Raw genomic sequence first — 25,682 nt, forward strand, 5'->3', positions numbered from 1 at the left:
CGGTCGGGGCGGGTTTTTGAGATGGTCAATTATTGGCAGGTATTGTTGGTGAACCCGCCCCTACAAAAATCGCTATCGCTCGACCGGACATGATATGAGAATAAAAATTTTTAAACTCATTAGTCCTCTTCAGAGGACTTTAGCTATTAGACAGGGAATTCATTCCCTGGCGGACTGCTTTAACTTTAACCCTGCGGCCGCTGAATAATTGTTTCAACTACCCGTCGCTTGACTTTTGGATCGATACCAATCAGCCGCACGTATTCGCCGCCGTGTTCCGCCAAACAAGTTTCTAAAGATGCAACCACATCTTTTTCTTGTTCAGTTTTAATCGTCGCGCAACTTTGCCAAGAACCAGTTTTAAATCGGCGATTATCTGCATATTCCATGCCAATTTTGCAGCCTCTTGCTAACAACTGCTTTACTTGTTCCAATACCTCGGAACTCAGCCGCGCCGCATGACCGTTACCCACTTCAGAACTTGGCTCCTCGTAAGCCTTATAATATTTCGAGGAGGGGTCGTTTAATTGACTTTGCGTGGGCGCAGCAGCAGGGGCATTGGGCGTTCCTTGAACGTTAAACAGGCGCGATTGGTTGTATTCATCTACTAAGCGCATTTCCTGAATCCGCTTTTGTTGACCCACCATCAAACTGCCCATTTCTAATAAATGAGCGAGGCTGAAATTCGGGTTATGGAAATCGGGCGCTGCTTCCAAAGTATTTACCAAACGCTTGGAAACTCGCTCGATTCCTACTTTGTGAATGAATTCGCGGATTTGTTCGTCATAAATGCGCGATCGCAGAGCACTAAAAAAGTCGATCGCCTGATCGGCAAAATTATCGACTAACGCCACAATATCGGTTTTTGACAATTTGTCTGACTCAAAAATTCCCCCAACAATGCCAATTTTATCATCCCGGCTGGGTTCCCAATAAAACTTTTCCATCCGCCCGTCGCGAATCAGCGGCGCGTAAAGCGTAGAAAAATCATTTCCCGTGACAATAATCGGCACTCGGTGCAGAGGCGTACTGTCATAACTTCCCGGTAACTGCACATTAGTTGGATTATCAGCAATATTCATCAGAGTCGCATTGACCATCTGAGTATTGACAGTATATTGAGTAGTAGTATCGAACCTGCCAGCACCAGCATCCAAATCGTTAATAAAGATGGCGCACATCTCGCCGCGCACGCGAATTTGCTCCGCCGCTTCCCGGTAGCGCAAGCGAATTAAACGCGCCGGATCTCCTGCATCCGGGCTTTCTAATTCCCCACCAGATATCATCACCGGTTCAAAGCCCATCCGCCGAAAAACCAGTTCGGTTTGAAAAGTTTTGCCTTCTCCTTTGCGGCCGTGAATTCCCAAAATTAGGGGGACTCTTACTCCGGGCAAATTTAAAAAGTTCTTAGTGACGTGCACCGCAACTTTATCGAGAAAGTTAGGAGAAATGTAATAACTCATCAGTAGATTTGTGAGGGATTAATTGAAGTTACTGTTATGATTTTATGACAAAACTAACAGCCTGCACCGCTAACCTGGATTTTTACCGTACAATCGAGGTCTACATATTATGTGTTAAGGAGCGATTCGTGAGTCCAGAAACCTTATTAAAAGAACCAAGCGTGCAAGCCGAAGCCAGTCCCTTCAGTTCTGAAAGCTTCGACAGCTATGTAATGACAACTTACGGGCGTTTTGCGATCGCCCTAGAACGGGGCCTCGGCTGCCGCGTTTGGGATACCGAGGGCCGCGAATATCTCGATTTTGTGGCCGGTATTGCTACCTGCACTCTGGGACACGCCCACCCGGCAATGGTTGCAGCGGTAACTCAGCAAATTCAGACCCTACACCACGTTTCTAACCTTTATTACATCCCCGTACAGGGCGAGCTGGCGAAGTGGCTTGTAGACCATTCTTGCGCGGACAGAGCCTTCTTTTGCAACTCCGGCGCGGAAGCTAATGAAGCGGCAATTAAACTCGCCCGCAAATACGCCCACGAAAAATTAAATATCTCGAATCCGACAATCATTACCGCCGTTGCGAGTTTCCACGGGCGGACTTTGGCGACAATTACGGCAACGGGACAGCCTAAATACCAGAAGGGTTTTAGCCCCTTGGTGCCGGGATTTCACTACGTGCCTTATAACGATATTAGTGCGATCGAAACGGCGATCGAGCAACTCGACAAAGACGAACGCCAAGTAGCTGCAATTATGCTGGAAGCGCTGCAAGGCGAAGGCGGAGTTCGCCCCGGAGATCTCGCCTACTTCCAGCGAATTCGGGAAATTTGCGACGAAAAAGGCATTTTGCTAATTCTCGACGAAGTGCAAGTCGGGATGGGACGCAGCGGCAAATACTGGGGCTACGAAAACCTCGGCATTGAACCGGATATTTTTACGTCTGCCAAAGGATTGGGCGGCGGTATCCCGATCGGCGCTATGCTGTGCAAATCTTCCTGCGATGTATTTGAACCGGGAAGTCACGCCAGCACATTCGGCGGCAATCCTTTTGCTTGCGCTGTAGCTTTGTGTGTGTGCCAAACTTTGGAACGGGAAAACCTTCTAGAAAACGTGCAGCAGCGCGGGGAACAGTTGAAAGCAGGCCTCAACAAGTTGGCGGCTGAATATCCGCATTTAATTGCTGAGGTGCGCGGTTGGGGTTTGATTGTCGGGATGGAATTGCAAGCTGACATCGAACTTACATCCGCTGATATTGTCAAATCTGCGATCGCCGCAGGAGTTTTGTTGGTTCCCGCAGGGCCGAAAGTGCTGAGATTTGTCCCGCCGCTGATTGTCACTGCTGCTGAAGTCGATCGAGCTCTGCAGGCAGTGGAATCAGCCTTGCGCTCTCAAGCGGTACAGTAAAATTTACTGAGTTGATTTTTGTTAGCTGTAGCGCTGCAACTCGCGCCATATCCTAGATAACTCACTTAGTCCAAGACACACTCTTCCTCAGAAACCGGGTTTCTTTCGAGATTTCTCGTTACTAAACCCAAGAGTTTCCCAGAAACGGGGTTTCTTAGCCTAAGTCCCATAAGGGTAAAAGTAAACCCGTCCCGCTGCAAGTCTGTCGGGGCGGGTTTGTCAATTTTATAAAGGCCTGTGAAACCCGCCCCCACAGGGTGACAGCGCCTTTAACCGCGATTTTACTCAAGAGGCACGCGCAAAATCATACTATTAGCGATCGTAGGTGCTAGTTTCGCTATCTGCGTATCTGTTGGGACTGGTGAATCCTGGTTTAACTATTTCGCCCCCTTCCCACTAAACCGAGTACCGTTATAGTGGGAAGGGCAGGTGAGGACGATTGCATCCTCAAGTAATTTTGCTTATCGCTTTCAAGAGAGAAAATATGTAATCTTCGTCACAAAATTTTTTCGTAATGCTTTGATAATCAACTGTATATTGTGAGAGAATAGAAGAACCAAGGAGGTGATGTTGATTGCTACACAAGGCTATCCAAGTTCGTTTGTATCCTACCCAAAATCAACAAATACAAGTAGCTTCAACTTTGGGGTGGGCGCGTTGGTGGTCTAATTATGGTCTAAATAAATCAATTGAAGTTTATAAAAAAACTGGTAAAGGACGTGGCTGCTTCGGGTTCAACACACTTTTACCGACTCTCAAAAAAATCGATAAAAGTGGAGGGTTAGGTGAGTTTTACAGCAAATTTTGGGAATTAACTACGCTCAATTTAACCACTGCCTACAAATTTTTTTTTGATAGATTGGCTGGTTTTTATAAGTTCCCATCTCAAGAGAAAAAACAGTCATTTCAGTATCCTCAAACCGTCACATGGGTAGCGGATACTAGAATTTTCCGGTATAGCGAAATAACGAAGCCCCAAATAAATAGATATAGATTAAGTGAGGGTAAAATTCCTAATTCAATTATTAGTAAAAAATATTCAGGGAAATATCTTGCATCTATACTGACTGAAATTCAAGCTGAAAACCAGACAACAAAAAAAGGTAGGATTGCGGGCATTGATTTAGAAGTGAAATACTTTGCTATTGTCCCCGATGATGAAAAAAAATCTAAATATGACTTTAATGCTAAGCATTTGGCCAAGCACGAGAAGAACTTGAAGCGCAAGCAGCAAAAGTTAACAGACTTGCAGAAAAAAAGTAATTCTGAATACAAATATATAAAAGCTGTGACCAAGGTATGCGAACGGTTGAGGAATTCGTGGCAAGACTTTCTTCTACATAAACTTAGTTATAAGTTGGTCAGCGATCGCCTCGCGGTCATAGTAGAAAAATTTCATTTCTGGGACATAATTCGCAATTCCAAGTTGGCGAAAGCAATATCAGAGGAGGTTTGGGAAAGTTTTACAAACTTCTTAGCCTACAAGTGGGAACGCAAAAGCGGAAACTTAGTCGAGATTGATAGAGGGGTTTCCAGTTCCAAACTCTGTTCTAATTGTTTCGATAAAATGACCGAGATGCCCTTAGATATGAGGGAATGGACTTGTCCTCACTGTGCTACTGACCATGATCGGGAGGGGAACGCAGCGATAAAGATGAAAGCAGAAGGTATCAAAATACTAAAGGCGGAAGGTTCAGCCGTTTCTGCTTTAGGATGCGAGGTAAGACCAAAGCTGGGACGAAAGTCTCCGCTAAGGCACTCGCCTATGAGTACAGAAGCCCCTACTATATTCGGTACTACGATTTAGGGGTGGGTAGTTCACTTGGTTGCAGGGAAGCAGCGCTCCTATGGTTAATAGTTTGGCGGAATGCACGATGGACGAACAGCGTCGCAAAACAGATGTTAATATGCTCCAAGCGCTGCTGGAAAATCCTGGGGACTCAGGAATAGATTTGATTTTGAGGACGAACCCAAAGTCGATCGACTTTGAGTTCGTGCAAACGCTTTATTTAGAAGAAGTGGCACTGACGCGAGAAAGCTTGCTCAAAGCTGCAAAATTTTTCCAAAGGGCGATCGCACCCTTAGAATCTGCAAAGGGGAATTATAAATTGCCTGCAACGGGAGCAGCATATCTGGCTTTTTTAGCAGAAGTATTGCAAGCAGTCGCGCGCGACGCTGATTCGCAGCACCTGTACTCGCTGCTGAGAAACAATTTAGACAAACTCGACCAGAATTTCGCAGAACTGCTGCGCCACTGGGCCAATTTGGTGTTCTCTGCTGCCAAAGAATCAGAGACTAGGCGCATTGCAGCCTTAATCGGCAATCTGAGCAACAAAATTGGGCGGTTTCCCCTCGGCAGCAAGGCTCATAACTTGGAAATCGAAATTGCCGGTTACGAAACAGTTGCTAAGGTGTTTACCCGCAAAGACTTTCCCCAAGAATGGGCGGTGATGCAAAACAATCTGGGCAACGCTTACACCGATCGCCCCAGAGGTGATAAGGCTCAAAATATCGAACAGGCCATCGCTTGCTTTGAAAATGCCCTACAAGTACGCACGCCCGAACAGTACCCGGAACAGTGGGCGACGCTGCAAAATAATCTGGGCAACGCTTACAGCGAGCGTCTCAGGGGAGATCCGGCAGACAATCTAGAACACGCGATCTCCTGCTATCAAAACGCGCTGCGAGTTCGCAGCCGCGAGGCTTTCGGGCAAGAGTGGGCGAGCACTCAAAACAATCTCGGCCGTGCTTACAGCCGCCGGCTGCAGGGCAACCGATCCCAAAATCTGGAACTGGCCGTCGCTTGCTACCACAATGCTTTGCAAGTCTACAACCGCAAGGTGTTTCCCCGGCGTTGGGCCACCACTCAAAATAATTTGGCAAATGCTTACTGCGAGTTGCTGCAGGGCAACCGAGCTGAAAATCTCGAATACGCGGTTACGTGCTATCAGAGAGCTTTGCAGGTGCGGACTCGGGAAGCTTTTCCGCTGCAGTGGGCGACGACTCAAAGGAACTTGGGCCGGGTGTTTGTCGATCGCATCAAAGGCGATCCGGTGGAAAATTTGGAAATGGCGCTCGCCTGCTATCAAAATGCTTTACAAGTCTACACCCGCATCAAATTTCCCGAAGCCTGGGCTTCGATCCAAACTTACCTCGGTAGGATCTACAGTCGGCGGGTGAAAGGGGAAAAAGCCGAAAATATGGAAATGGCGATCGCCTGCTATCAAAATGCTTTGCTGTTTTGCAACCGCCAAAAAACTCCCGAACGTTGGGCAATCCTGTGTGCCTACCTCGGCCGCGCTTTCTGCGAACACCTGAAAGGGGAAAAAAACCGCAACCTCAAAAGCGCGATCGCCTGCTATCAAAATGCGGGCGAAGTCTACACCAGGCAGGCATATCCCAACCGCTGGGCCATGCTGCAAATTTATCTCGGCAGGGCTTATTCGCAACTGACCGAGGCGGAAAACTTGTCCCACATGGAAAGCGCGATCGGCTGCTATCAAAACGCCACCCAAGTCTACACTCGCGAAACCTATCCCCACCGCTGGGCTGAAATTTTATTTTATTTGGGTCAAGCTTACCGAGTTCGAGGCGACTTGCTTCGCGCCTACGGGGTTTTTACTGCTGCTGTCGATACTGTGGAATTCTTGCGTAGCGAAGTTGGGGTTGATACAGTCGATTTTGGCGATTCCCTACGGGATAGCTACGCTTCACAGACGAGTACCGCAAAAGTCAAATTAACCCGCACCTGGGCTGCACTCTATAAATGCCTGGTGCAAGTTTGCCTGGAACTCGGCGCCACCCAACCTGAATATTACGCTAAGGCTCTGGAATACGCCGAACGCCACAAAAATCGGAATTTGGTAGAACTGCTGGTTAAATGCCACTTGACTCCGAAAGCCGAAATTCCCGCAGGGGTGCGAAGCGAGTTGGAGTCGCTGCAACTGGAAATAGCGGGGGAACAGCAGCACCAAGAAGAGGGAGAACCTGATCCCAACACGACTTTGATTTCTGAGGGCGATAGCCCAGGTTTGAACAGCGGTTCTCTGCTGTCGAACTCGGACTTCATGCACTTAAATCAATTGTGGAAGCAGTTTGATAGGTTGATTGCACGGGAGGTGCAGGCAAACGATCCTTTCTTCAGCCTAGCTCACAAAGTTGAACCGATCGCTTTCGAGCAAATTCGCCAATTGTTGCCTGATGACAATTGCGCTGCTGTGGTGTGGGCGAGTTTGGGGGAGTTGCTGGTTGCTTTTGTGGTGGTAAAGAGTGCACAATATCCCGCCGTTCACCTGTGTTCGTCGGAAAATGCTTTGGCTGCCGAAAGTTGGGGCCAGGAGTACCTCACCGCTTATTCTGAACAAAAAGGTCGCTGGATCAATCATCTCCCGACTCGCCTCAAACGCTTGGCTACGATGCTGGAAATTGATCGAGTGGTGGCGCTGATTCCCGACAATTGCGATCGGCTGATTTTTGTGCCGCACCGATTTTTGCACGCTTTGCCACTCCACGCTTTGCCTTTGGCGGGGAGAGACGGGTTTGAGGATGGTGGGGGAATTTTTAGGTCTGGGTGGAGCGATCGCAGCGGTTTTGATGTGGAAACCTACAGCCTTTCGGATTTTTCTCAAAGTTCGTCTTTTGGCGACGTTGCAGCGCCTGCTGCTTATTTGATCGATCGATTTCCCGGAGGAATTCGCTATGCTCCTAGCTGTCAGCTATTGCTGTTGAGACAAAGTGCACACGGAGCGGCTATTGGTCGGTACAAACCCGGTTTGCAGCAGCTTTTGGCAATTCCAACTTTCACCAGAGATGCGTTCTACAGCAACATTGAAATCGGCACTATTTCCCAGTATTTTGCCAGTACAGAAGTTGTGCGCCATAAGCCGGCAATTAAAGAGGCTTTTTCCCAAGAAATGTCTGCTAATAATGGGAATTTGCCGCAGAAAATAGGGCAGTTGCAGCATAAAAAATGCGCTCACTTTGCTTGTTTGAGTTTGCTTAATTTGGCTTGGCCACTGAAATCCGCAGTGTTTTTGAGAAATGATTCTCTGAGTTTGGAGGAAATTTTTAATCTGGATTTTAGGCAATATTTTTTAGTTACTTTATCTGGTTGCGAAATTGCCGCTGGCGGAGTTAGCGGTGCTGGAGGAGATTTTGTGGGTTTGTCGGCGGGTTTGTTGTATGCTGGCACGTCTAGTGTGGTTAGCAGTCTTTGGAAGGTGAACGATGTTTCTACGCTGCTGCTGACGAGCAAGTTTTATGAAAATCTGGGACGGTTCTCTCGGTTGCAGGTGGGAGATGTGGCGATCGCACTGGGGGACGCTCAAAGGTGGCTGCGGGATTTGACTAGCGAGGAATTGGAGGTGTTGCTGGCGGATTTTCAACCTCAAATTTCGCAAATGTTCGATCGGCTTTCTCAAAGTTCTCGCCTGATTGCGGAGGCATCTTTGCAGCAAATTCGCAACCGCAAACCCTATCCTTTTGCCAATCCTTATTATTGGGCGGCGTTTACTGCGACTGGGGTTTAGTCATTAGTCAGTAGTCAGTAGTCAGTAGTCAACAGTCAACAGTCAACAGTCAACAGTCAACAATCATTAGTCATTTAAAAACCCGACACTAACAACTTATTTAAAGTTATCAATGTCGGGCACAAATTCAACAAATTACCAGCAAAATTTTAGGACTTTTTGCCGAAAACTTGTTCTTTCAATGCTTGAATTTCTTGACCTAATTGTTGCCGATTGGACGATCGCAGCAAATAGCGGTAGACAAACCACACGGTGTATCCGATACCAATTAGCTCGAATGTGGGTGCTAGCAGGGGGATGTCGTTGAGTTCGTCTATTACGCCCAAAAGCACTTTCAAAGAGACAATCGAGGCTACAATTACACCGATAACAGTCAAGGGACTTTTGTACTGTTCGTAAAAGCTGCCGATGTAAGCGGGAAACTCGGACAAAATTGAGATAATTTGTTCTTTGATCTGCTGGCCCTGACTTGGCGGTTCTTCGGTAATTATGACTTTTGTTGTACCGCTTGAACTGTCTGCTTCATTTCCGGCAGGAATTTCGGTGATGATAACGGTTGTTTCTGGTTCGTTTGATGAAGTCATTTCTCCACTCGCAATAGTTTTTTGCTGGTTGGCGGCAGGTTTTTCAACTGCTGCTGCGGCTGTTTCAAGAGCCGGTATTTCGACTGCTGCAACCTCCCCGTCGGTTGGTTCAAGAGCCGACACTTCGCCTGTTTCTGTAGTCGGTATTTCGACTGCTGAAACGGACGCCGCCACTGCTTCAGGAGCCGATATTTCGACTGCTGAAACCTCTGGTTCTGAAGTCGGTATTTCGGCTGGTGAAACGGACGCTGCCGGCTGTTGTGCGACAGAAGTTTCGGTTGCAGTTTCCGCGTTTTGCTGTTCTGGGGTTGGAGTTTCGGCCGCCACACCAACACCAGGCAAATTCAAGTTGCTAATGGCATCAAGCAAACGGGTTTTAGCCGTTCCTCGCTGGTGAAGGATTACCCAAGATTCTATCAGGTCGGGGCCGTGCATTGCACCTGTCAGAGCGGCTCTGAGCGATCGCATAATTAGCCCTTTGTTAAGATTTTTCTCTTTACTGAGCTTTTTAGTGATTTTCTGAGCTTCCGCTGATGTCAGGGATGAATGACTTTCCATCGCTTCTACAACTGCTTGTAAAGCCTGTGCAGCCCCTGTTTGCTGCAATTGTGCGAGTGCTTCTTCTTCGTATTCCACCGTGGTGGAGAAGAAAACCTTACACATATCCACAGCGTCGGTTAAGCGAACGAGACTCGGGCCGATTAAAGCAGCTATTTGTTCGAGCCAGGGGCGATCGGCCTCCAAGTCAAACTCATAACCGCCTTTCTGCCACCAATAAGGTATCAGCAAATCTGTCAATTGCGGCACTGGCATTTTGTGCAGGTATTGACTGTTTAGCCAATTGAGTTTATCCCAATCAAATTTTGCACCGGCTTTGTTGACTCGATAGAATGTAAATAATTCTGCTGCTTCCGACAGTGTAAATATTTCCTGCGTTGAATCCGGCGGAGTCCAACCGAGCAAAGTCATGTAATTAACTAAAGCTTCGGGCAGGTAGCCCATATCTTTGAAGTCAGAAATCGAGGTTACGCCGTCGCGTTTAGAAAGCTTTTGTCCTTGGGAGTTTAAAATCAGCGGCGTGTGGGCAAATTCTGGGATTGTCGCGCCCAAAGCTTCGTAGAGCAATATTTGTTTCGGAGTATTGCCGATGTGATCTTCGCCGCGGATGACGTGGGTGATGCCCATGTCGATGTCATCGACAACTACGGCGAGGTTGTAGAGGGGTTGGCCGATGACGCCGCCGCTGGATGCACGGGCAATCACCATATCGCCGCCGAGGTCGCTACCTTTCCAGGTTACGGTGTCGCGTACCATGTCGTTCCAAGCGATCGTGCGATCGTCGTCGATGATAAACCGAATCACAGCTTGTCGCCCTTCGCCTTCAAAAGCTGCGCGCTCTTTGCTTGTCAAGTTGCGGTGCCGGTTGTCGTAGCGGGGGGCTTGTTTGTTGGCTTTTTGTGCTTCCCGCATTTCGTCGAGTTCTTCCGACGTGGTGTAGCAGCGGTAGGCGAGTCCATTGTCGAGAAGGGTTTGGACTGCTTGGCGGTATATTTCCAGACGCTGTGACTGAAAACTCGGGCCTTCGTCCCACTCCATACCCAGCCAGGTGAGGCCTTCGAGGATGTTATCGGTGTATTCGCTTTTAGAACGTTCTACGTCTGTGTCTTCTACCCGCAGGATGAATTTGCCGCCTTGGTTGCGGGCAAACAGCCAGTTGAATACGGCGGTTCTGGCGGTACCGATGTGTAGGTTTCCGGTGGGACTGGGGGCTAGACGGACTCTGACATTCATGTAGATTTTTGCTTTTAGATTGGGGGCGATTTGCTGGTTGGGCGAATAGCTGATGTTTAAGACTTCAAATTTTATTATATTTTGTTGCCGACTTAATAGTTGTGCTTGGCAGGTGCTTTGCCTCGAATTGCTTGATAATAGGCGATCGTCTTCGAGGGCTTTCCTTGGGATCGCGGAGCTAACGAGCGATCGGGCGTAAAGTCTCCGGCAAGGCAGGAGAAGGCATCTTGATGATATTAGCTTGCGGGTGGCCAAGACTGGATTCACCTTTGGGACTATTTTTCACAGCACAAATAACTGCTTTAGGAGTACCCAAGGCCCACCTGATAAATATTTATCCTTGTAAAATGTTTGTGTGCGATCGACGACATTAAAATATATTTCCCTATGTCTGCTGCTAAAACTGAGTTTTCCGAATCTGTGGCGCCCTCACCCGAGCCTGCTGCGCCTGCTTGGCAGATTGAGTTGCTGTACGACGGTGAATGTCCTCTGTGTGTGCGGGAGGTTAATTTCTTGAAAAAACGCGACGCGGGGCGAGGTTTAGTGTCGTTTGTGGATATCGCGGATGATGGCTACAACCCGGAGGCCCACGGCGGAATCGACTACGAAACGGCGATGGGGCGGATTCACGCGATATTACCCGACGGTACGGCAATTAAAAATGTAGAGGTTTTTCGCCGAACCTACGAGATTTTAGGGATGGGATGGATTTATGCAGTTACTAAGTTACCAGTGATCGGGGCGATCGCCAATTGGCTGTACGGAATTTGGGCAGACTGGCGGCTGAAGCTGACGGGAAGGCCGGATTTAGCAACAATTATGAGCGATCGAACTCAGCGGATCGAGTGCGAAAGTCAGGGCCGCTGCCAACCCAACTCAAAATGAGTCATATTTAATAAGTGCGATCGGTCTATCAGAAGATGTCAGCAGAAACAGACTGCAACTAACCTTAAAGATGGACTACTATTAAAGGTCAAAAAAAATGCAAGATGTAGGCTATACAGTCTTCATGGGCTTCGGCGGCCTCTGGATACTTATGGGAATTGCGGCTGTGATTTTCCTGTTCAAATCGGACGGTCAAAAACTTGGGTTTGGCAAATGGGGATTGCTAGTTGCTATTCCGATTCTCGTCCCCATCGTCCTGGTTTTGACATATCAGATCGCCCGACCCTTTATTTCCTCGCACCTTTGAGCGCTGCTGGGAGTCGATCTTTAAATTTAATTATAGGCAAAGATTGTGGGGAACTTGTGAGGAAAGTTGTAGGAAAGGGGGATAAATGTTAGGAGTCGTTGATGGGGGTGGGGGGAGAATCGGCTACAACCTCACACTGGCTTAACTTTAAGGCTTTACGGATCACCTTGTACTACACCCTCACCGATAACTCAGGTGGTACAACGACCAAGATAAGTGGCGGCACATAACTTTTGGAACTCTACCAAAGGCTTGGGTCAGTCCGCTGCGCTCGCGAACGCGGACTCAAATTTTATGTTACAATGCACTACAAGAGGTAAGCTAGATAGATTATCTTTAACTTTAATCAATAACTGACAACCTACGCTATGTCACAATTTAAGGCTGTCCCATTGTTGAATGCAGAAGACTTTGAGAGGTATCAATGGACAGAGATACTAGACCGAGCAAACCCTAATGAATGCTGGAATTACTACGATAAATTTCAAGCGAAAGCCAAAGCCTATCAATTATCTGGTGACACGCTAGGGCAAGAAATTTTCAAATTTTTGAGTGAAATTACCTCTGTTTTCATGGAGCCTTTTGGATTGAATAGTACCTCTACTTTAGAAGAGACTATTTTACCAGAGACTATGTTAGGGGTTTTATCTGACGATCAACTCGCTTTGTTAAGGGAGTTAGTTGTCAGGGTAATTGAGCCCGAAATGCGGGCAAGAATAGCTGATATCCTCTGGATTTGTTGTAAACGAGATCCAGAAAGGAGTAGACCTATTCAGATGGCTAAAGTGGCTGTAGAGTCATATCTTCAAGCTGCTAAAAATCTTGAAAACACAGAAAATCAGAAAACTTGCGATGAAAGGCTACAGCGAGCAGCACAATTAGCCCCTCTAGTTGATGGGAAGAAGAGTACAGAAATGCGCTGCATAGTGATTTCTCACATTGAGCAACTTATAGAGCGTTATGCAGTTGTAGAAAATGAGTTTATAACAGGTAGTGCAATGCAGGTACTTCAGGAGTATTTAAGGAAAAGCCGCAGTGTTATTAAGAGTAACAACCTTCCACTCTATGCAGCAAAGTATGCAGCAGTTGCCGCTCAAAAGGCAGTTTTTGCAGAAAACTTTCAAGACTACCATAAAGCTTTTTTTCAGAAGATAGCGTACCGCCAGATAGAAAGCGATTGGTACAAGATAGCTAATGATAAAGAGGCTGAACGTAATGCAAGATTCAATCTTGCAGAAGTTGAGGTTTGGTATGCTCAACAGGCATTAGTTAGAAATGAGCCTAATTCCTACATTGTAGCTGCTGGGAGACTTAAAAATGCAATCGCAGCCTTCAGAAAGATTGAAGATAGGTTTGGAAAAAAACAAGATACCTCCGATCGCATACAAGACTTACACAAACAAATGCTTGATAACCAGAGAGAATCAATGTCTCTAATGGTTACTATTCCTATTGCTAAACCAGAGAAGTTTGATGACCCTGAAATGCAAAAACTAGCAAGAGATATTGTGCGAGGTAAGCCATTATGTGATGCCCTGTACTCTCTGGCATTTGGATGCAAGCTAATTCGCGATCTGGCAGATATTCAGGTAGAAGCAAAAGCAGATAAAAGTTCTCATTTAATTCCAACAGCTTTTATAGATGAAGAGGGAAAAACAAAAGCTATTAGTGGAGATGGCGAAGATAGTTTAGAGAATTCAATGTTTAGAATCGCTACTTTCTATCAGAGCTGGTATGCGCTAAATTTTATTGTTCCTGCTTGCAATCAAATTTGTTCTGAGCATAGTCTGCATTTGGAAGATTTATCTTTTGTCGTTGTTGAGAATCCATTTATTCCAAAAGGGCGTGAACCTCTTTATGCAAGAGGTTTATTAGCTGGCTTACAGGGAGAGCCAGTAATTGCGGCACATCTATTAATTCCACAGCTAGAAAACTCCTTGCGTCATATTTTGAAGCAAAACGACTTTATTACGTCCCATCTCACTTCTGCCATGATTCAGGATGATTACAATCTCAAGAAAGTGCTCGATGTGCCTGATTTAACGCAGATTTTGAATGAAAATACAATTTTTACTCTCAAGGGTTTACTCGTTGAACGAATGGGTTCTAATCTCAGAAATGAGATTTGTCATGGCTTATTTAGTCACAATCAATTCTTTACACCACAACTAGCCTATCTCTGGTGGTTAACGCTGTACTTATGTCTTATGCCGACTTACAGACAATGGGTTGAGAATGAAGATAAATGATAGAGATAGAGTGATACTACTGCTGCAATCGCACCACCAATCTCAAAGTAACACCGCACCAAGAATCTCATGCCAACTTAACTATGAAGACCAACAGATAGGCTCTTGGTCGCGTCCCACCGAGGAATCAGCAGCATAAAAACTAAATTCTACAGAAAGTTTCTGCATATCTCCCTGTAAGCGGGTGATATACGGAAATTCTCCATATATCACCTGATTTGGGATGATATGCAGAGACTTCCCCTATCTCTACCCATTTATTGAGTAGTGAAATGTTCAACTACCCATTGATTTATAATCAATAAGAAATTGCGATAGCTTTTTTCAGCAATCTGAACATTTTGTATTTTGAACGGGACAGACGGGGCTCGAACCCGCAACTTCCGCCGTGACAGGGCGGTGCTCTAACCAATTGAACTACTGTCCCTCGTTTTGCCGTTTTTTCAGGCACAATTTCTATTATGCCTATAACTTCACCTTTTGTCAAGAGGTTTTTTGAACTTTTATTTGAAAGCCCAAAATTTGAGTCTCTTGCAGGGGACTGAAGTTGTTGTCGCTCACCAAAATCAGACCTCTGCTAGCATCCGCCAGGGCGGGGCCAAATGTCAACCCCTCAATGTTGTCTAGGGGAATTTTCAGCGTTTCCAAATCCAGCAGCAGGCGTTTTTGAGCGGGAGAAAGCTCGCCCAGACGGCTTTTGAGGCTTTCGAGTGCTTCAATACGATCGCCCTTTTCCAGAGAAATCTCAAAAATTCTGATAGTTGTGCCGGTTTCCAGGGAGAAAGCACGCTCTAAACTCAGTAACCGATTATCGTCGATCGCCAATAAATCCACTAAACCGTTAGTAGTTAATTTTCCCACAGGATTCGCACCAGCGGGTAGCGGTTCGGTGATGTAGAGAAACGATGCTTCTGGATTGCCGCTCACCGCATCGTAGCGCAAAATCCGGCACGGGCTCCCGGTTTCCAGGGAAACTACAGCGCCATCTTGAACCAAGGCGTTTTCGGTGGCGGTGAATAGGTATTTGCGATCGGGCGTTAAAGTTAAACTTTCAAAAGCGAGATTGTTGCGGATGCCCTTAGTGCCCTTGTCATTCGGCAAAAATAGTTCTGGAATTGCCAGCGTTTTTAGGAGTTTACCATCGAGGGAGAACTCTTTGATAAAAGGATTTATTTGGCGATCGACATCTCCCTCAGAAGAAACAAACACGCTATTGCCAGTAAAAGCTATCCCTTCAGGATCTAAACTTAATTCAGGAAAACCTTTGCCGTTTTCATCTAATAAAGTAGTGACACCAGTAAAAGTAATTTGATCTTTTTCCAGTTTACCAGATTGCAAGTTGATTTTGAGAGTATAGAAGCGCGCCGGAGCCTTGCTGCTGCGGTCATCAGAAATGGCATAATAAACTTGTTTTTCGGCATCATAAGTAATGCCCGAAAGTCCGCCAATTTCTGTTCCCTGAAACGGAGAACCTGTCGGAAATATTGCTCTGCCGATAAAATCTATTTTGGTAACGGCGAAAGATTTGGCTGACTGGTTTACCCAAATAGCAACAGTTGCTGCCATCAAAAAACAGGCAATAAATATAGTTGCTTTTGCTAGCTTTCGCATTTTACCAATAAATACATTATTACCTACCTTCTTCTTCCCTTTCTTCCTTCGCGGTTGATTAAATGTGAAAATCACGGCTCATGATTTAGCAAAAAATTGGTCAACCAATCTTTAACCACATAAGTAGCACGACAGTCGTCCTCATTGTAGCGGACGATCGCCTCCAAGAGCGATCGATCGCCAGTTTTGAGCCAATCGTCGTACCAGCAGACGCACTGAGCACCATTAGCCTTAGCATCTCGCCAATCAAAACCCAGCCAGCGGGCAATTGGTTTGAGTGCGTAACTTTCCACCGGCATAATCGCCTTTTGCGTCACTTGTTTGTGAATATCTACAAACCGTTTCAGCACGGGTTTCCACAAATAAGCTGGAGTATTGTAAAGTTTAGCCAGTCGCTTAAAAGTCTTGACTTCATAGTCGCAAAAGTGGAAAATCGGAGCAATGGGATAAGTCCACATTAATTCTAAAAATTGCTGCCAGATTGCACCTTCCTCTGCTGCTGATTCTGCTAAAAAACCGTGGAATTTTTCCGTATTGTTGTACCTGTCAACAACTAAGACTCCGTGGAGGTAATCTAAGTTTAACTCGGGTTCGGCTTCAATATCAAAGTAGAGTTCGATTGGGGCGATCGGCAAAAAGACAGATTGGGAATAGGGAATTGGTTTCTTGCGGAGGATTGGCGCAGGTATAGAAGATGTCGCAGGCTTATTTTCTCTAATTTTTATTTCCTCAACTGCGATGCCATTCAAGATATTGTCTACAATATCTGGTACTATTTCAGATGAGTTAAGTTCTTCTGAATTCTCACTTCTACGTTCTTCTCGATCGTTAATCCCTGTATCCGTGTCAAAATCCGTGTCTTGCCTTCCTTCTTCCTTCTTCCCTCTTCCGACTTCCATCGGACTGACATCCGTTACATCCGTTACAAAATCCGTTGCCGAACTTCCTTCTTCCCGCAACAGCGGTTGATTTAGCAAGTGCGATCGAGCTTGCTGCACCACATCAAAAGCAACTCTGTCCGGGAATTCTGGATACTCAGCAAGCAGTTCGGAACTAGCATTAGCGAGAGCTTCTACATCAGTAATTTCGAGAGTTTTTAGTCTAGCATAGCGGCTGGCAGTAACTCCCGGCAATAAGGAAAGATGTTTAATAGATTCTGCTTCGGCGTGACAGATAGTATACCAACCGCAAAGATTGCACTTTTGCCGGGAAATAAACACCTCTGGTTTATCCCGATTTTCTATCATCTGAATGCAATCATCTAAAATCTCGAACATCTGAGGAGTTCGCTGGTCGAGATTCACCTGCCACCACCCTTTTTTTCGCAGCATCAGCCACGCAGCCTCGGGCATTGTTTCCTGTACGGAAGCTAAAACTTGGGCGTGAAAAGCAGCGATAATTTGATACTCTTGTTTTGGTCGCTTGCTAAGCCAAATATCCGCAGTAATATAACTCCAATTGCCAAATTTTGATTGTCCCGGCTGTTTGATTAATAAATGGGGGCGGCTGATCAGGGTAATGTTTGAAGAGGGAAGATTGGAGGATGAAAGATGAACTGGAATTTCGGGGATTTCGCCAAATTCTGGGAAATATTGACTGTCAATTCCTACCAGAGAAGTTGTTGCGCCGTTGGTTTTGCCGAATTCGCCCTGGATCAGAACTCCTCGGTAAATGCGATCGACCCCTTGCTGCATTAAACTCAATGTAGCGGCCGCGCCGGCTTCCCAATCCCCTCTAGGATAATATGGTTGTTGGTAAGTCTCGTGTTCCAAAGCTTCCTGCTGGTATGCCGCGCTGTCGCGCATCAGTTTCAGCAAAAAGTCGCTGGGGGGATCTAGTTGTTTCCAGTCTCCGCAGGTATCTAAAAATGCTCGGAGATGGCATCGCTGATAGGAAAGTAGTAGTTTGTCAGTTATTAACATTTAGTATTCGCAAGGCATAGAGTATCAGGCAAAAGGTATAAAATTCACAGCATTACTTATTCAATATTAACGCTATCAATAATTCCCCAAAAAAAATGACAAAGGACAATCACCGGCAACAATTCCCAGCTTTGGCCAATAAAGCTTATTTTAACTACGGCGGACAAGGGCCGCTGCCTGAGCCTGCTTTAGAGGCGATTTATGAGGCTTACAAACGGGTGCAGCTTGGGGGGCCGTTTTCGGGGGAGGTGGGGGCTTGGGTGGTTCAGGAGGCGATGCTGACGCGACGTGCGATCGCATCTGAGTTGACGGTACCTCCTGAAACCATCGCCCTGACTGAAGATGTCACCGTCGGCTGCAATATTGCGCTGTGGGGCATTGACTGGAAAGCAGGCGACCATTTGCTGCTTTCTGATTGCGAGCACCACGGCATTGTAGCTAGTGTAATGGAACTTCAGCGCCGTTTCAACATTGAGGTTTCGATTTGTCCGTTGACGGCTACTTTGAATGAGGGTGATCCGGTGGCGGTGATTGCTGATAGTTTGCGGCCAAATACTCGCTTGTTGGTAATCAGTCACATTTTGTGGAATACTGGCCAAGTTTTGCCTCTGGCTGAGATTGTGAAATTATGTCATGAACCCCCCCTAACCCCCCCTTGCCAAGGGGGGGGACAAGAGGGGTTTTCCCTGATTCAAGGGGATGGGGAAACAGATATAAAACCCCCCCTAACCCCCCCTTGCCAAGGGGGGGGACAAGAGGGGTTTTCCCTGATTCAAGGGGATAGGCAAGAGGATTTTTCCCTGATTCAAGGGGGGAGACAAGAGGATTTGTCTGCAAAGAAGCACAAAGTTAGGGTGTTAGTTGATGCGGCTCAGTCTGTGGGGGTTTTGCCTTTAAATTTGATTGAATCAGGGGTTGACTTTTATGCTTTTACTGGTCACAAATGGTGGTGCGGCCCGGAAGGTTTGGGGGGACTTTATGTGAGTGCTGAAGCTTTGGCAGATTTGCATCCGGTGTTTATCGGTTGGCGGGGAATTGTGACGGATGCTAATGCTAAAGTTCTTGGGTGGAAGCCTGGATCGCAGCGCTATGAAATTGCGACTTCGGCTTATCCTTTGTATGCGGGTTTGCGGAGTGCGATCGCCCTGCAACATGAATGGGGTACGATTGAAGAAAGGTATGCAGAAATCTGCCGTTTGAGTAAGTATCTCTGGCAGCGTTTGTCGGAACTTCCCGATGTGGAATGTTTGCGAAAATCTGCGCCGGAAGCTGGTTTGGTTTCGTTTCGATTAACTAATGGGATGCCGCACAAAAAGCTTGTCGATTTGTTGGAAAAACAGGGGATTATGGTAAGGACTATTCTTAATCCTGATTGTGTGCGGGCTTGTGTTCACTATTTTACCACTGAGGCGGAGATTGATAAGTTGGTTGGGGCGATCGCCATAACGTAGGGTGCGTCGCCTTGAGCTATTTCAAATAGCTGGAAAATCTCATAGCGACGCACCTACAAAATTAGAGGCGATCGCACTCCAATCCGAAAAATATTATTTCAAACTAGGATGCAAGAGGCGTTAGTTTTTTGTGGGATTTACCTTATAATATGGTAAGTAGGTTGCAAGCACATTTTTTGAATTTGGTAAGTAAAAGCGTGAAGATAATTTTAGAGTAATTACGGAGGGCAATAAACGATGAATTTAGAGCAAGCAGTTTTAGATAAGTTGCGGGCATTGCCCCCTGAACGACAGCAAGAAGTTTTAGATTTTGCTGAATTTCTTCAACAAAAAACTATGGCTAAACGACCGCTAAAGAGTGCCAAAGGGTTGTGTGCTGATTTAAAAGTAGATATTACGGAAGAAGACATCGCCCAAGCCCGACAAGAAATGTGGGGAAATTTTCCCAGGGATATTGTTTGATGCCCTCAGTCGTAGCAGATACCCATACCCTAATTTGGTACATTTTTGAACTGCCAAGATTGTCGCCAGCAGCATTAACAGCATTAGAGCAAGCGGTTAATGAGGGAAATTTTATCTACTTTTCCGCAATTACAATTGTAGAAATTTCTTACTTGATTGAGCGAGGGCGTTTGGCAGGCGAGGTGCTGACACGAGTTTTAAATGCTGCGGACGATCCAAATGTGGGGATTATGCTAGCACCTTTGGATCGCAATATCTCGGCAACTATTCAACAAATTGACAGGGCAACGGTTCCTGATATGCCAGACAGGATTATTGCGGCTACTGCTTTATCTTTGAGTCTTCCGTTAGTTACTCGCGACGCAAAAATTCAAGCGTTAACTACTATTCAAACAATTTGGTGAGTATGACAGGAAACTCTCTTCGTTCCCTACAGTAATACCTTCGGGTGCGTCGCTTCCCGTAGCTATTTCAACTAGCAGGAAAATCTCACAGCGACGCACCATACAAATAGCAATATTGTGTCACCACACTTCGTTCCCCACAGCAACTCCACTGTCAATCTCATTATGAAGATTCTCAGGCGCGATCGCCCCAACCAACTCCTCAAGCGAATACCGCCGACGAACGATAGGCTCGATAATTTGTTCGGCGACAATAGAGGCGTCTATTTCCTGACAGTGGACTGCATAAAAAGCGAATACATCGTTCACTTGAGCTTCACTTAAATCATACTCAGCGGCAATTTGATTTAGCGAAAAACCCCATTTATGGGCTGCAATGACTACTGTTTGCATCCGCAACCGAGTGCTAAATAGAGAGATTATGGGAGCAGGAATGTACGGACAAATAATTTTTCTTTTCCTCTAATCTCTAATCTGTAAAGATAAATTATGGATATTAATACGATGATTGTGCTTAAGGCTCGCAAATTAAATAACTTACAATTGTAATTGTTATTGTGGGGTGTCCCGCCCGCCCGTCCAAAAAGGGCGGGCGGGACACCCCACTTTCCTTGTGTAAGTTATTTAATTCTCATTCCTAAGCTTATAATTTAAGTTCCAGGCCTGTAGGGTGCTTTCATAAAGTTGTGGCTAATACGCCTCAATTAGTGTTACTTTAGCAGCACTACTCCGGACAGTTTTTGGAACGAGACTACAAGCTTACGCGGCGCAAGGATCATAAATAAAGTCCAATTAAATGCAACGAGCGGGGTGGAGCTGACATTGATTTAATTATCCACAGGGGCTGCGAAGTCAACCGAGAATAAGCCATTGGGCCATATAAAAACTGTCCGGACTATTGAGCAGGAGACGTTTAAAAAAGTATTCTGCTAAAGTTAAATAAATATCACACTTCTTGAGGTACGAGGGTAAATGATTAACAAGTTGTTAAGCAAAGTAACGATCGCTGCGGGGCTGTCACTGCCCCTGTTAGCGCTGACAGCAGCTAGCGTTTTCGCTGAGATAATCAAAATTTCGGTAATTAACAACAGCGGCAAGACGATGACAGCCATCTATATCGGCCCTCCCGATACAAATGATTGGGGAAAAAACGAGCTACCGTCCCCCATTGCCGATCGGGAAACGCAAAATTTTTCTTGGGATCAAGCTGACTACGGCGGCTCGGAAGCGGGCTGTATTTTTGATGTCAGCGCCGAATACTCAGACGGCAAATCCACTGAGTTATATGGTGTTGACCTTTGTAAAACGCCTACGCTCAACTTCAAGAAATAGATAATGTAGGCAAAAACCGAGTTTTTTCCAGTCTGATATTCACCAAAAAGATTTTGGATTGTGGAGAAACCCGGTTTTTGCGATCAACTGATTTTCAGCAAAAAATCGAAAATCGAGTTAGGAGAGAAGTAAGGCGAGCGCGATGGGAAGCTGGAAAATGGGCGCGAGCGCAACACCTATTCCCCAAGATAGTGAGTAAGAAGTTTGTTCGCCTCGTCATCCATCTGTTCACTGCTCAAAGCTATGCTTTAAGATTGTGAACAGATGTAATCCTCATCTCACAAGCCTTTCATCTCTTTTTTTGTCAACTCCTAATACTGTACCGATGCCCTAGCTAGTAATATTACTCTGAGGAATTTACCGATACTTTTTTGCTAACATTTGCTAACAAATACATAAGTTGAGATCAGATATCAACCAAGGCGTATCAACCGATGCCCGTAGAATTTTCTACAAGCACTTATATTCTTGCCTTCAGCTTGGTTATCGCTTACAGCCCCACGCCAATCTGATTATTTGCTTTGATAATGTAGAGGCAACTTATTTATATAGCGGTTGCGTACTACCAAGGTTTTTCACCTACATCTGAGTGGCTAAATTCATTCTATATGACATGAAGACCAGAAGGCAAATGTAAGTGATTGTTAGCAAATGTCAGAAAAAGTCTTACTGTTAATCAACCTTTGGTAAAATAATGTATATACAGAGTATCTACAGTGTAGCGACTAAGCGGATGTTTGACAAGCACAGAAAATCTGATAAAAAAGCCGTAAAGCATAGCTATCCCGTAGCCGATCGCCCTTTTCGCCCAAATTTCGACCTACGCACCCTAACAAAAGAAACCGGGTTTTTCACTAAATCTGCCATTTCCATGCAGTATCTTCGCAAAAAACCCGGTTTCTGAGCTCTCAGGCCCAAGTCCTATTAGTGACTGTGCCCGTGCCCGCCATGAGAATGCCCGTGATCACCATGAGAATGCCCGTGATCACCATGAGAATGCCCGTGTCCCCCATGAGAATGACCGTGCCCTTCATGAGAATGCGCGTGCTCGCGGTGCGCCGCAGCCAAACTCGGATTAACAGCGATCGCAGTTTCACTCAACAACGCTTCAATCTGCGGATTTGCCCACTCAGCGGCCATTTTCAGAAACTCTGGATGGTCGTTAACGCAAGGCAATTTGCGGTAAGTAACTCCTTGACGCTGTTTCTGCAAAGACTCAATAATGTGGTCTACATCTAACAAAGTTTCGTGATTTTCTGTCGCAAATCCGATCGGCATAAAGACGATCGCAGTTGCACCCAGATCGATCAAATTCTTCGCAGCTAACGTCGCATCCGGCTGTGTCCATTCAATCAGCGGCGTGTCGTGGTTCAGCCAACCCACCGAAATCAAAGGATAGCGATACATCAAACGTTCCCGCACGCGATCGTACAAAGCTTGACTTTCCACAATTCCCGAAGTAAAGCCCTTCGCCTTGTGCGGACAACCGTGATTCATCAGCACAATCCCAATCTGAGAAGGCAAATGCGCTACAGCTAAATCGTTCTTAATTTCCTCTTCAACCAAATCCGCCATTAGCTGGATGTAAGCAGGTTCATCGTAAAAAGAAGGAATGTAGCGCTGTCCTTTTACCCAATGTTCTTTGCCATCAAAGGTTTGTGCTAAAGCTTTATTCACCTGTTCGACTGCAATGCCGCTGGTGAAAACAGAATCAACTACCAACAGCGGATAAATCAGAATTTTGTCAAATCCTTCTGCTTGAATTTGAGGGATTACTTGTTCCGGCAAAAACGGCGCGCAAAAGTTAAAAGCTTTGAACACTTTTACTTTATCGCCCCATTTCTCCTGTAAATTCTTTTCAATCCCAGCGCGCTGCTGTTCAAAAATTGCATTGTGCGGCGAAACGAATTGACCGTGTTGGTGACTCCACTCGTGCAAGTCAAAGATTGCTAAAATCTTCGCCAGCGGCGGATAAATCCAAAGCGGTACTGGCGCAAACTTTGCCGTAAGCAAATTTAAAGCTTGTTCGTTGTAGTTGGCAAAATCGTCGTAGCTTTCGACTTCGCCGTAACCCATCAGCAATACAGCAACGCGATCGTTGCTTGCGGGTGCTGCAGATGTTTTGAAATCGATTTTTTCTGGAGAAGCAACCACTTTGTATTCCTCAATTTTATTTATTCTAAGAGATCCAGGCAGGATGAAGGGGGAATCGGAGATTTTTCATTGTGTGCGATCGCACGACAGACGTGCGCGGGGCTGATTCCCGGTTTCTTGGCCCATACTTCCCGGTGCAACCTCTTATTTATCCTAGAAACCGGATTGATGAGCATCAGTCCTAAGTCGGTTTTTTGACCAAGAATTTCAAAGGTGGTACCCGCCACGTGATTTATCCGTGGAATCAATCCCAAATCGAAAATCCTCAAGCCTCCGCATTTATCTCGCGCAAGTCAATCTCAAATCTCAAATCTCAAATCTCAAATCGATTGACCCTGACCCGAAATTCGTAGGGCAGCTAAGCTGGCAGGCCTCTAATTTTCACAATCCTGTTTCTTTAAGCTTTTTTGGACCGGGCTTCGACGCCGCCAGAAAAGTTAAATCTAAATACAGAACTGCTTAAAACTAGAATCTGGCTTTGCTAAGCTTGACAGGGAATGGGGTCGGGGGGGATAAGTTTTATGTTTTCTTAAGACTCCCTCACCTTGCCTCAGATTAATGGGGTTTGGAGCGTTCCCAGCATTTAACTTGGGGGGATACTCTTCAAACTTGACTCTATTATAAGTTTAACACCCTATCCCCTGGGGTAGTATATGATATAGTAGGCATATGATAAAGTTATGTTGCGAACTATATTAACTTTCTTGACGAACTATGAGACTGGTAATTTGCCCCGGATTCCACGAACCAAAGCTAACCGACTGTTTCCTGACGGGACTTTCGGGGCTTTGGGGACTGGTAGCCGATCGCCCAAACCAGCAAATAGTCGATCGTGTCAAGATTTTTCCCGCTCATAAATATCCACCTTTCTCGGCTCTTGACATATTGCACTTTTTGTGCACCGAAGACTTAGCAGGAGAAAGTCTAGTATTTGTCAGCTTTTCGGCAGGAGTAGCCGGGGCGATCGGGGCGGCTTGGATGTGGCAGCAACTCGGCGGCAAAGTCGGGGCATTTTTTGCCTTAGACGGTTGGGGAGTACCCCTGGGGGGCAATTTTCCGATCCACCGAATCAGCCACGATCGCTTTACGCACTGGAGTTCGGCAATTCTCGGTGGCGGTGGAGAAAGCTTTTATGCAGATCCCGCGATCGAACATTTGGATTTATGGCGAGCTCCTCAAACGGCAAAAGGCTGGCACGTCAGCCACACCGCCGCCGGGATTGAGACTGTCGCACCAACAACCGCAGCAAAATTTTTAGTCCACCTATTGAAACAATACGGAGTCCAATCAGTTGTTTAATCTAAATTTAGTATCCTCAGCGATCGCACCTATTGCCACCATCGCCCGCCTAGACAATTCTCTCACTTCAGCCACAACCAACAGCATCAAACAGTGGTTGATATTTGGTGCCTCAGCTTTTTTAGTCTCAATTCCCGTCTTCGTGCAAGCACCGTTAGTGCGCTTATATCCAACCATCAGTTTGCTATCAACTATCCCCTGGTTCGTTCTGAGTTTAATTCTAATTTTCCGCCCCAAAACACAACTTTGGGGAGATTTATTATTAGGATTCGCCGGATGTTGGCTGGCAGGTTCTATCTATTGGGGGTGGTTTAGATGGGAACCAATTTTACATCTACCTATAGAATCAATTGGCTTGCCTTTTGCTATTTGGTGCTTGGGCAAATCTTGGGGAAAAGTTGGCGGATATTTTTACTTGGGTTCGCTATTCGGTACTGCCATTACTGATTTATATTTTTATTTAACTGGGTTGATGCCCTACTGGCGGCAAGTGATGCACGCGGAACCGGAATTAGCAATGCCGATTTTTCAAAGTGCGATCGGTCAAATTGAAACTCCTTGGGGCATAGGTTGCGCTCTAGTTTTAATCGCTGTGTTGCTAACAGTCGGTTTGCTGAGTTTGCGGGGCACGCAACTGCACTGGCGCGCGTTTAGCGGCGCGGTGTTAAGCACGCTTTTGGTAGATGGTTTATTTTGGCTGGCTGCTTCTGCGGCTTAAGATTTATGATTGGTTCCTATGTTGGTAATTTTTGACTGCAGATGTGGGCGGGTTGACGCAGATTAACGCAGATTTTTTTGAGATTACCGACTTTTTTAAGAAGTTGGTAATCTGGGTGTTTT

At 46.0% G+C, this 25,682-nt stretch carries 21 protein-coding genes, 1 tRNA gene and 1 pseudogene; 13 read left to right on the plus strand and 10 right to left on the minus strand.

The window, feature by feature from the left end:
* Window positions 1-185 precede the first annotated feature (185 nt).
* A complete protein-coding gene (locus tag QUB35_RS09795; RefSeq protein ID WP_333141612.1) occupies window positions 186-1,463 on the minus strand; it encodes a ribulose bisphosphate carboxylase small subunit in 1,278 nt (425 codons plus the stop codon).
* A 128-nt stretch (window positions 1,464-1,591) separates the two neighbouring features.
* Between QUB35_RS09795 and QUB35_RS09800 the strand changes: the two genes are divergently transcribed.
* The 3 genes from QUB35_RS09800 to QUB35_RS09810 all read left to right on the plus strand — a co-directional run bounded on the left by QUB35_RS09800 (window position 1,592) and on the right by QUB35_RS09810 (window position 8,391).
* On the plus strand, window positions 1,592-2,863 hold the full coding sequence (locus QUB35_RS09800) for an aspartate aminotransferase family protein (RefSeq protein WP_333141615.1): 1,272 nt from the start codon (window positions 1,592-1,594) through the stop codon (window positions 2,861-2,863).
* A 574-nt stretch (window positions 2,864-3,437) separates the two neighbouring features.
* Window positions 3,438-4,670 carry an RNA-guided endonuclease TnpB family protein gene (locus tag QUB35_RS09805; protein WP_333141617.1) on the plus strand — a complete coding sequence of 411 codons (1,233 nt, stop codon included), beginning with the start codon at window positions 3,438-3,440 and terminating at the stop codon, window positions 4,668-4,670.
* Window positions 4,671-4,710: 40 nt separating this feature from the next.
* Entirely contained in the window at window positions 4,711-8,391 is a 3,681-nt protein-coding gene (locus QUB35_RS09810; protein ID WP_333141619.1) for a CHAT domain-containing tetratricopeptide repeat protein, read from the plus strand.
* A 149-nt stretch (window positions 8,392-8,540) separates the two neighbouring features.
* Here QUB35_RS09810 and QUB35_RS09815 read toward each other — a convergent pair whose 3' ends face one another.
* The 3 genes and pseudogenes from QUB35_RS09815 to QUB35_RS09825 all read right to left on the minus strand — a co-directional run bounded on the left by QUB35_RS09815 (window position 8,541) and on the right by QUB35_RS09825 (window position 11,082).
* Window positions 8,541-8,975 (minus strand): CAAD domain-containing protein, encoded by a 435-nt coding sequence (locus tag QUB35_RS09815; protein WP_333141683.1) that lies wholly within the window; start codon window positions 8,973-8,975, stop codon window positions 8,541-8,543.
* Between the two features lie 348 nt (window positions 8,976-9,323).
* Window positions 9,324-10,766 (minus strand): annotated as a pseudogene (gene gltX / locus QUB35_RS09820) (glutamate--tRNA ligase); the annotation flags it as partial.
* 178 nt (window positions 10,767-10,944) lie between these two features.
* Complete coding sequence (locus QUB35_RS09825; protein ID WP_333141621.1) at window positions 10,945-11,082, minus strand: hypothetical protein; 138 nt, start codon at window positions 11,080-11,082, stop codon at window positions 10,945-10,947.
* A gap of 71 nt (window positions 11,083-11,153) precedes the next feature.
* Between QUB35_RS09825 and QUB35_RS09830 the strand changes: the two genes are divergently transcribed.
* The 3 genes from QUB35_RS09830 to QUB35_RS09840 all read left to right on the plus strand — a co-directional run bounded on the left by QUB35_RS09830 (window position 11,154) and on the right by QUB35_RS09840 (window position 14,207).
* Window positions 11,154-11,651 carry a DUF393 domain-containing protein gene (locus QUB35_RS09830; RefSeq protein WP_333141623.1) on the plus strand — a complete coding sequence of 166 codons (498 nt, stop codon included), beginning with the start codon at window positions 11,154-11,156 and terminating at the stop codon, window positions 11,649-11,651.
* Between the two features lie 97 nt (window positions 11,652-11,748).
* Window positions 11,749-11,958 (plus strand): hypothetical protein, encoded by a 210-nt coding sequence (locus tag QUB35_RS09835; RefSeq protein ID WP_333141625.1) that lies wholly within the window; start codon window positions 11,749-11,751, stop codon window positions 11,956-11,958.
* A gap of 368 nt (window positions 11,959-12,326) precedes the next feature.
* Window positions 12,327-14,207, plus strand: coding sequence for a DUF4209 domain-containing protein (locus QUB35_RS09840; RefSeq protein ID WP_333141627.1), 1,881 nt, complete (start codon window positions 12,327-12,329; stop codon window positions 14,205-14,207).
* Between the two features lie 353 nt (window positions 14,208-14,560).
* Here QUB35_RS09840 and QUB35_RS09845 read toward each other — a convergent pair.
* The 3 genes from QUB35_RS09845 to QUB35_RS09855 all read right to left on the minus strand — a co-directional run bounded on the left by QUB35_RS09845 (window position 14,561) and on the right by QUB35_RS09855 (window position 17,740).
* Window positions 14,561-14,634: transfer RNA gene (locus tag QUB35_RS09845), tRNA-Asp, on the minus strand.
* 56 nt (window positions 14,635-14,690) lie between these two features.
* Window positions 14,691-15,893, minus strand: a complete 1,203-nt coding sequence (locus QUB35_RS09850; protein WP_333141629.1) for an esterase-like activity of phytase family protein — start codon at window positions 15,891-15,893, stop codon at window positions 14,691-14,693.
* Window positions 15,890-17,740 carry a TM0106 family RecB-like putative nuclease gene (locus QUB35_RS09855; RefSeq protein ID WP_333141631.1) on the minus strand — a complete coding sequence of 617 codons (1,851 nt, stop codon included), beginning with the start codon at window positions 17,738-17,740 and terminating at the stop codon, window positions 15,890-15,892. The genes QUB35_RS09850 and QUB35_RS09855 overlap by 4 nt, the downstream gene beginning before the upstream one ends.
* Window positions 17,741-17,835: 95 nt before the next feature.
* Here QUB35_RS09855 and QUB35_RS09860 point away from each other — a divergent pair, with 95 nt between their 5' ends.
* From QUB35_RS09860 to QUB35_RS09870, 3 genes are all read left to right on the plus strand, one after another.
* On the plus strand, window positions 17,836-19,191 hold the full coding sequence (locus QUB35_RS09860) for an aminotransferase class V-fold PLP-dependent enzyme (RefSeq protein ID WP_333141633.1): 1,356 nt from the start codon (window positions 17,836-17,838) through the stop codon (window positions 19,189-19,191).
* Window positions 19,192-19,428: 237 nt separating this feature from the next.
* Window positions 19,429-19,653: a DUF2281 domain-containing protein gene (locus QUB35_RS09865; protein WP_333141635.1), complete on the plus strand. Its 225-nt coding sequence runs from the start codon at window positions 19,429-19,431 to the stop codon at window positions 19,651-19,653.
* Window positions 19,653-20,057: a type II toxin-antitoxin system VapC family toxin gene (locus QUB35_RS09870; protein ID WP_333141637.1), complete on the plus strand. Its 405-nt coding sequence runs from the start codon at window positions 19,653-19,655 to the stop codon at window positions 20,055-20,057. Before QUB35_RS09865 ends, QUB35_RS09870 begins: the two co-directional genes overlap by 1 nt.
* 120 nt (window positions 20,058-20,177) lie before the next feature.
* Here the strand turns inward: QUB35_RS09870 and QUB35_RS09875 are convergent, their stop codons facing one another.
* Window positions 20,178-20,450 carry a hypothetical protein gene (locus QUB35_RS09875; protein WP_333141639.1) on the minus strand — a complete coding sequence of 91 codons (273 nt, stop codon included), beginning with the start codon at window positions 20,448-20,450 and terminating at the stop codon, window positions 20,178-20,180.
* A 579-nt stretch (window positions 20,451-21,029) separates the two neighbouring features.
* Here QUB35_RS09875 and QUB35_RS09880 point away from each other — a divergent pair.
* Window positions 21,030-21,389, plus strand: a complete 360-nt coding sequence (locus QUB35_RS09880) for a hypothetical protein (RefSeq protein WP_190744682.1) — start codon at window positions 21,030-21,032, stop codon at window positions 21,387-21,389.
* Window positions 21,390-22,083: 694 nt separating this feature from the next.
* Window positions 22,084-22,293: a hypothetical protein gene (locus QUB35_RS09885; RefSeq protein WP_333141643.1), complete on the plus strand. Its 210-nt coding sequence runs from the start codon at window positions 22,084-22,086 to the stop codon at window positions 22,291-22,293.
* Between the two features lie 20 nt (window positions 22,294-22,313).
* Here QUB35_RS09885 and QUB35_RS09890 read toward each other — a convergent pair whose 3' ends face one another.
* Both QUB35_RS09890 and QUB35_RS09895 read right to left on the minus strand, forming a co-directional pair.
* Window positions 22,314-23,543, minus strand: a complete 1,230-nt coding sequence (locus QUB35_RS09890; RefSeq protein ID WP_333141645.1) for a ferrochelatase — start codon at window positions 23,541-23,543, stop codon at window positions 22,314-22,316.
* 20 nt (window positions 23,544-23,563) lie between these two features.
* Window positions 23,564-23,770 carry a hypothetical protein gene (locus QUB35_RS09895; protein WP_333141647.1) on the minus strand — a complete coding sequence of 69 codons (207 nt, stop codon included), beginning with the start codon at window positions 23,768-23,770 and terminating at the stop codon, window positions 23,564-23,566.
* 487 nt (window positions 23,771-24,257) lie between these two features.
* Here QUB35_RS09895 and QUB35_RS09900 point away from each other — a divergent pair, with 487 nt between their 5' ends.
* Window positions 24,258-24,842, plus strand: a complete 585-nt coding sequence (locus QUB35_RS09900) for a hypothetical protein (protein ID WP_333141649.1) — start codon at window positions 24,258-24,260, stop codon at window positions 24,840-24,842.
* The gene (locus QUB35_RS09905; RefSeq protein WP_333141650.1) at window positions 24,835-25,560 is read left to right on the plus strand and encodes a DUF3120 domain-containing protein; all 726 of its coding nucleotides are present in this window, start codon (window positions 24,835-24,837) and stop codon (window positions 25,558-25,560) included. Before QUB35_RS09900 ends, QUB35_RS09905 begins: the two co-directional genes overlap by 8 nt.
* The last annotated feature ends 122 nt before the right edge of the window (window positions 25,561-25,682 follow it).

Origin of the sequence: Microcoleus sp. B13-B6, assembly GCF_036705405.1 — a bacterium.
GTDB lineage: Bacteria > Cyanobacteriota > Cyanobacteriia > Cyanobacteriales > Microcoleaceae > Microcoleus.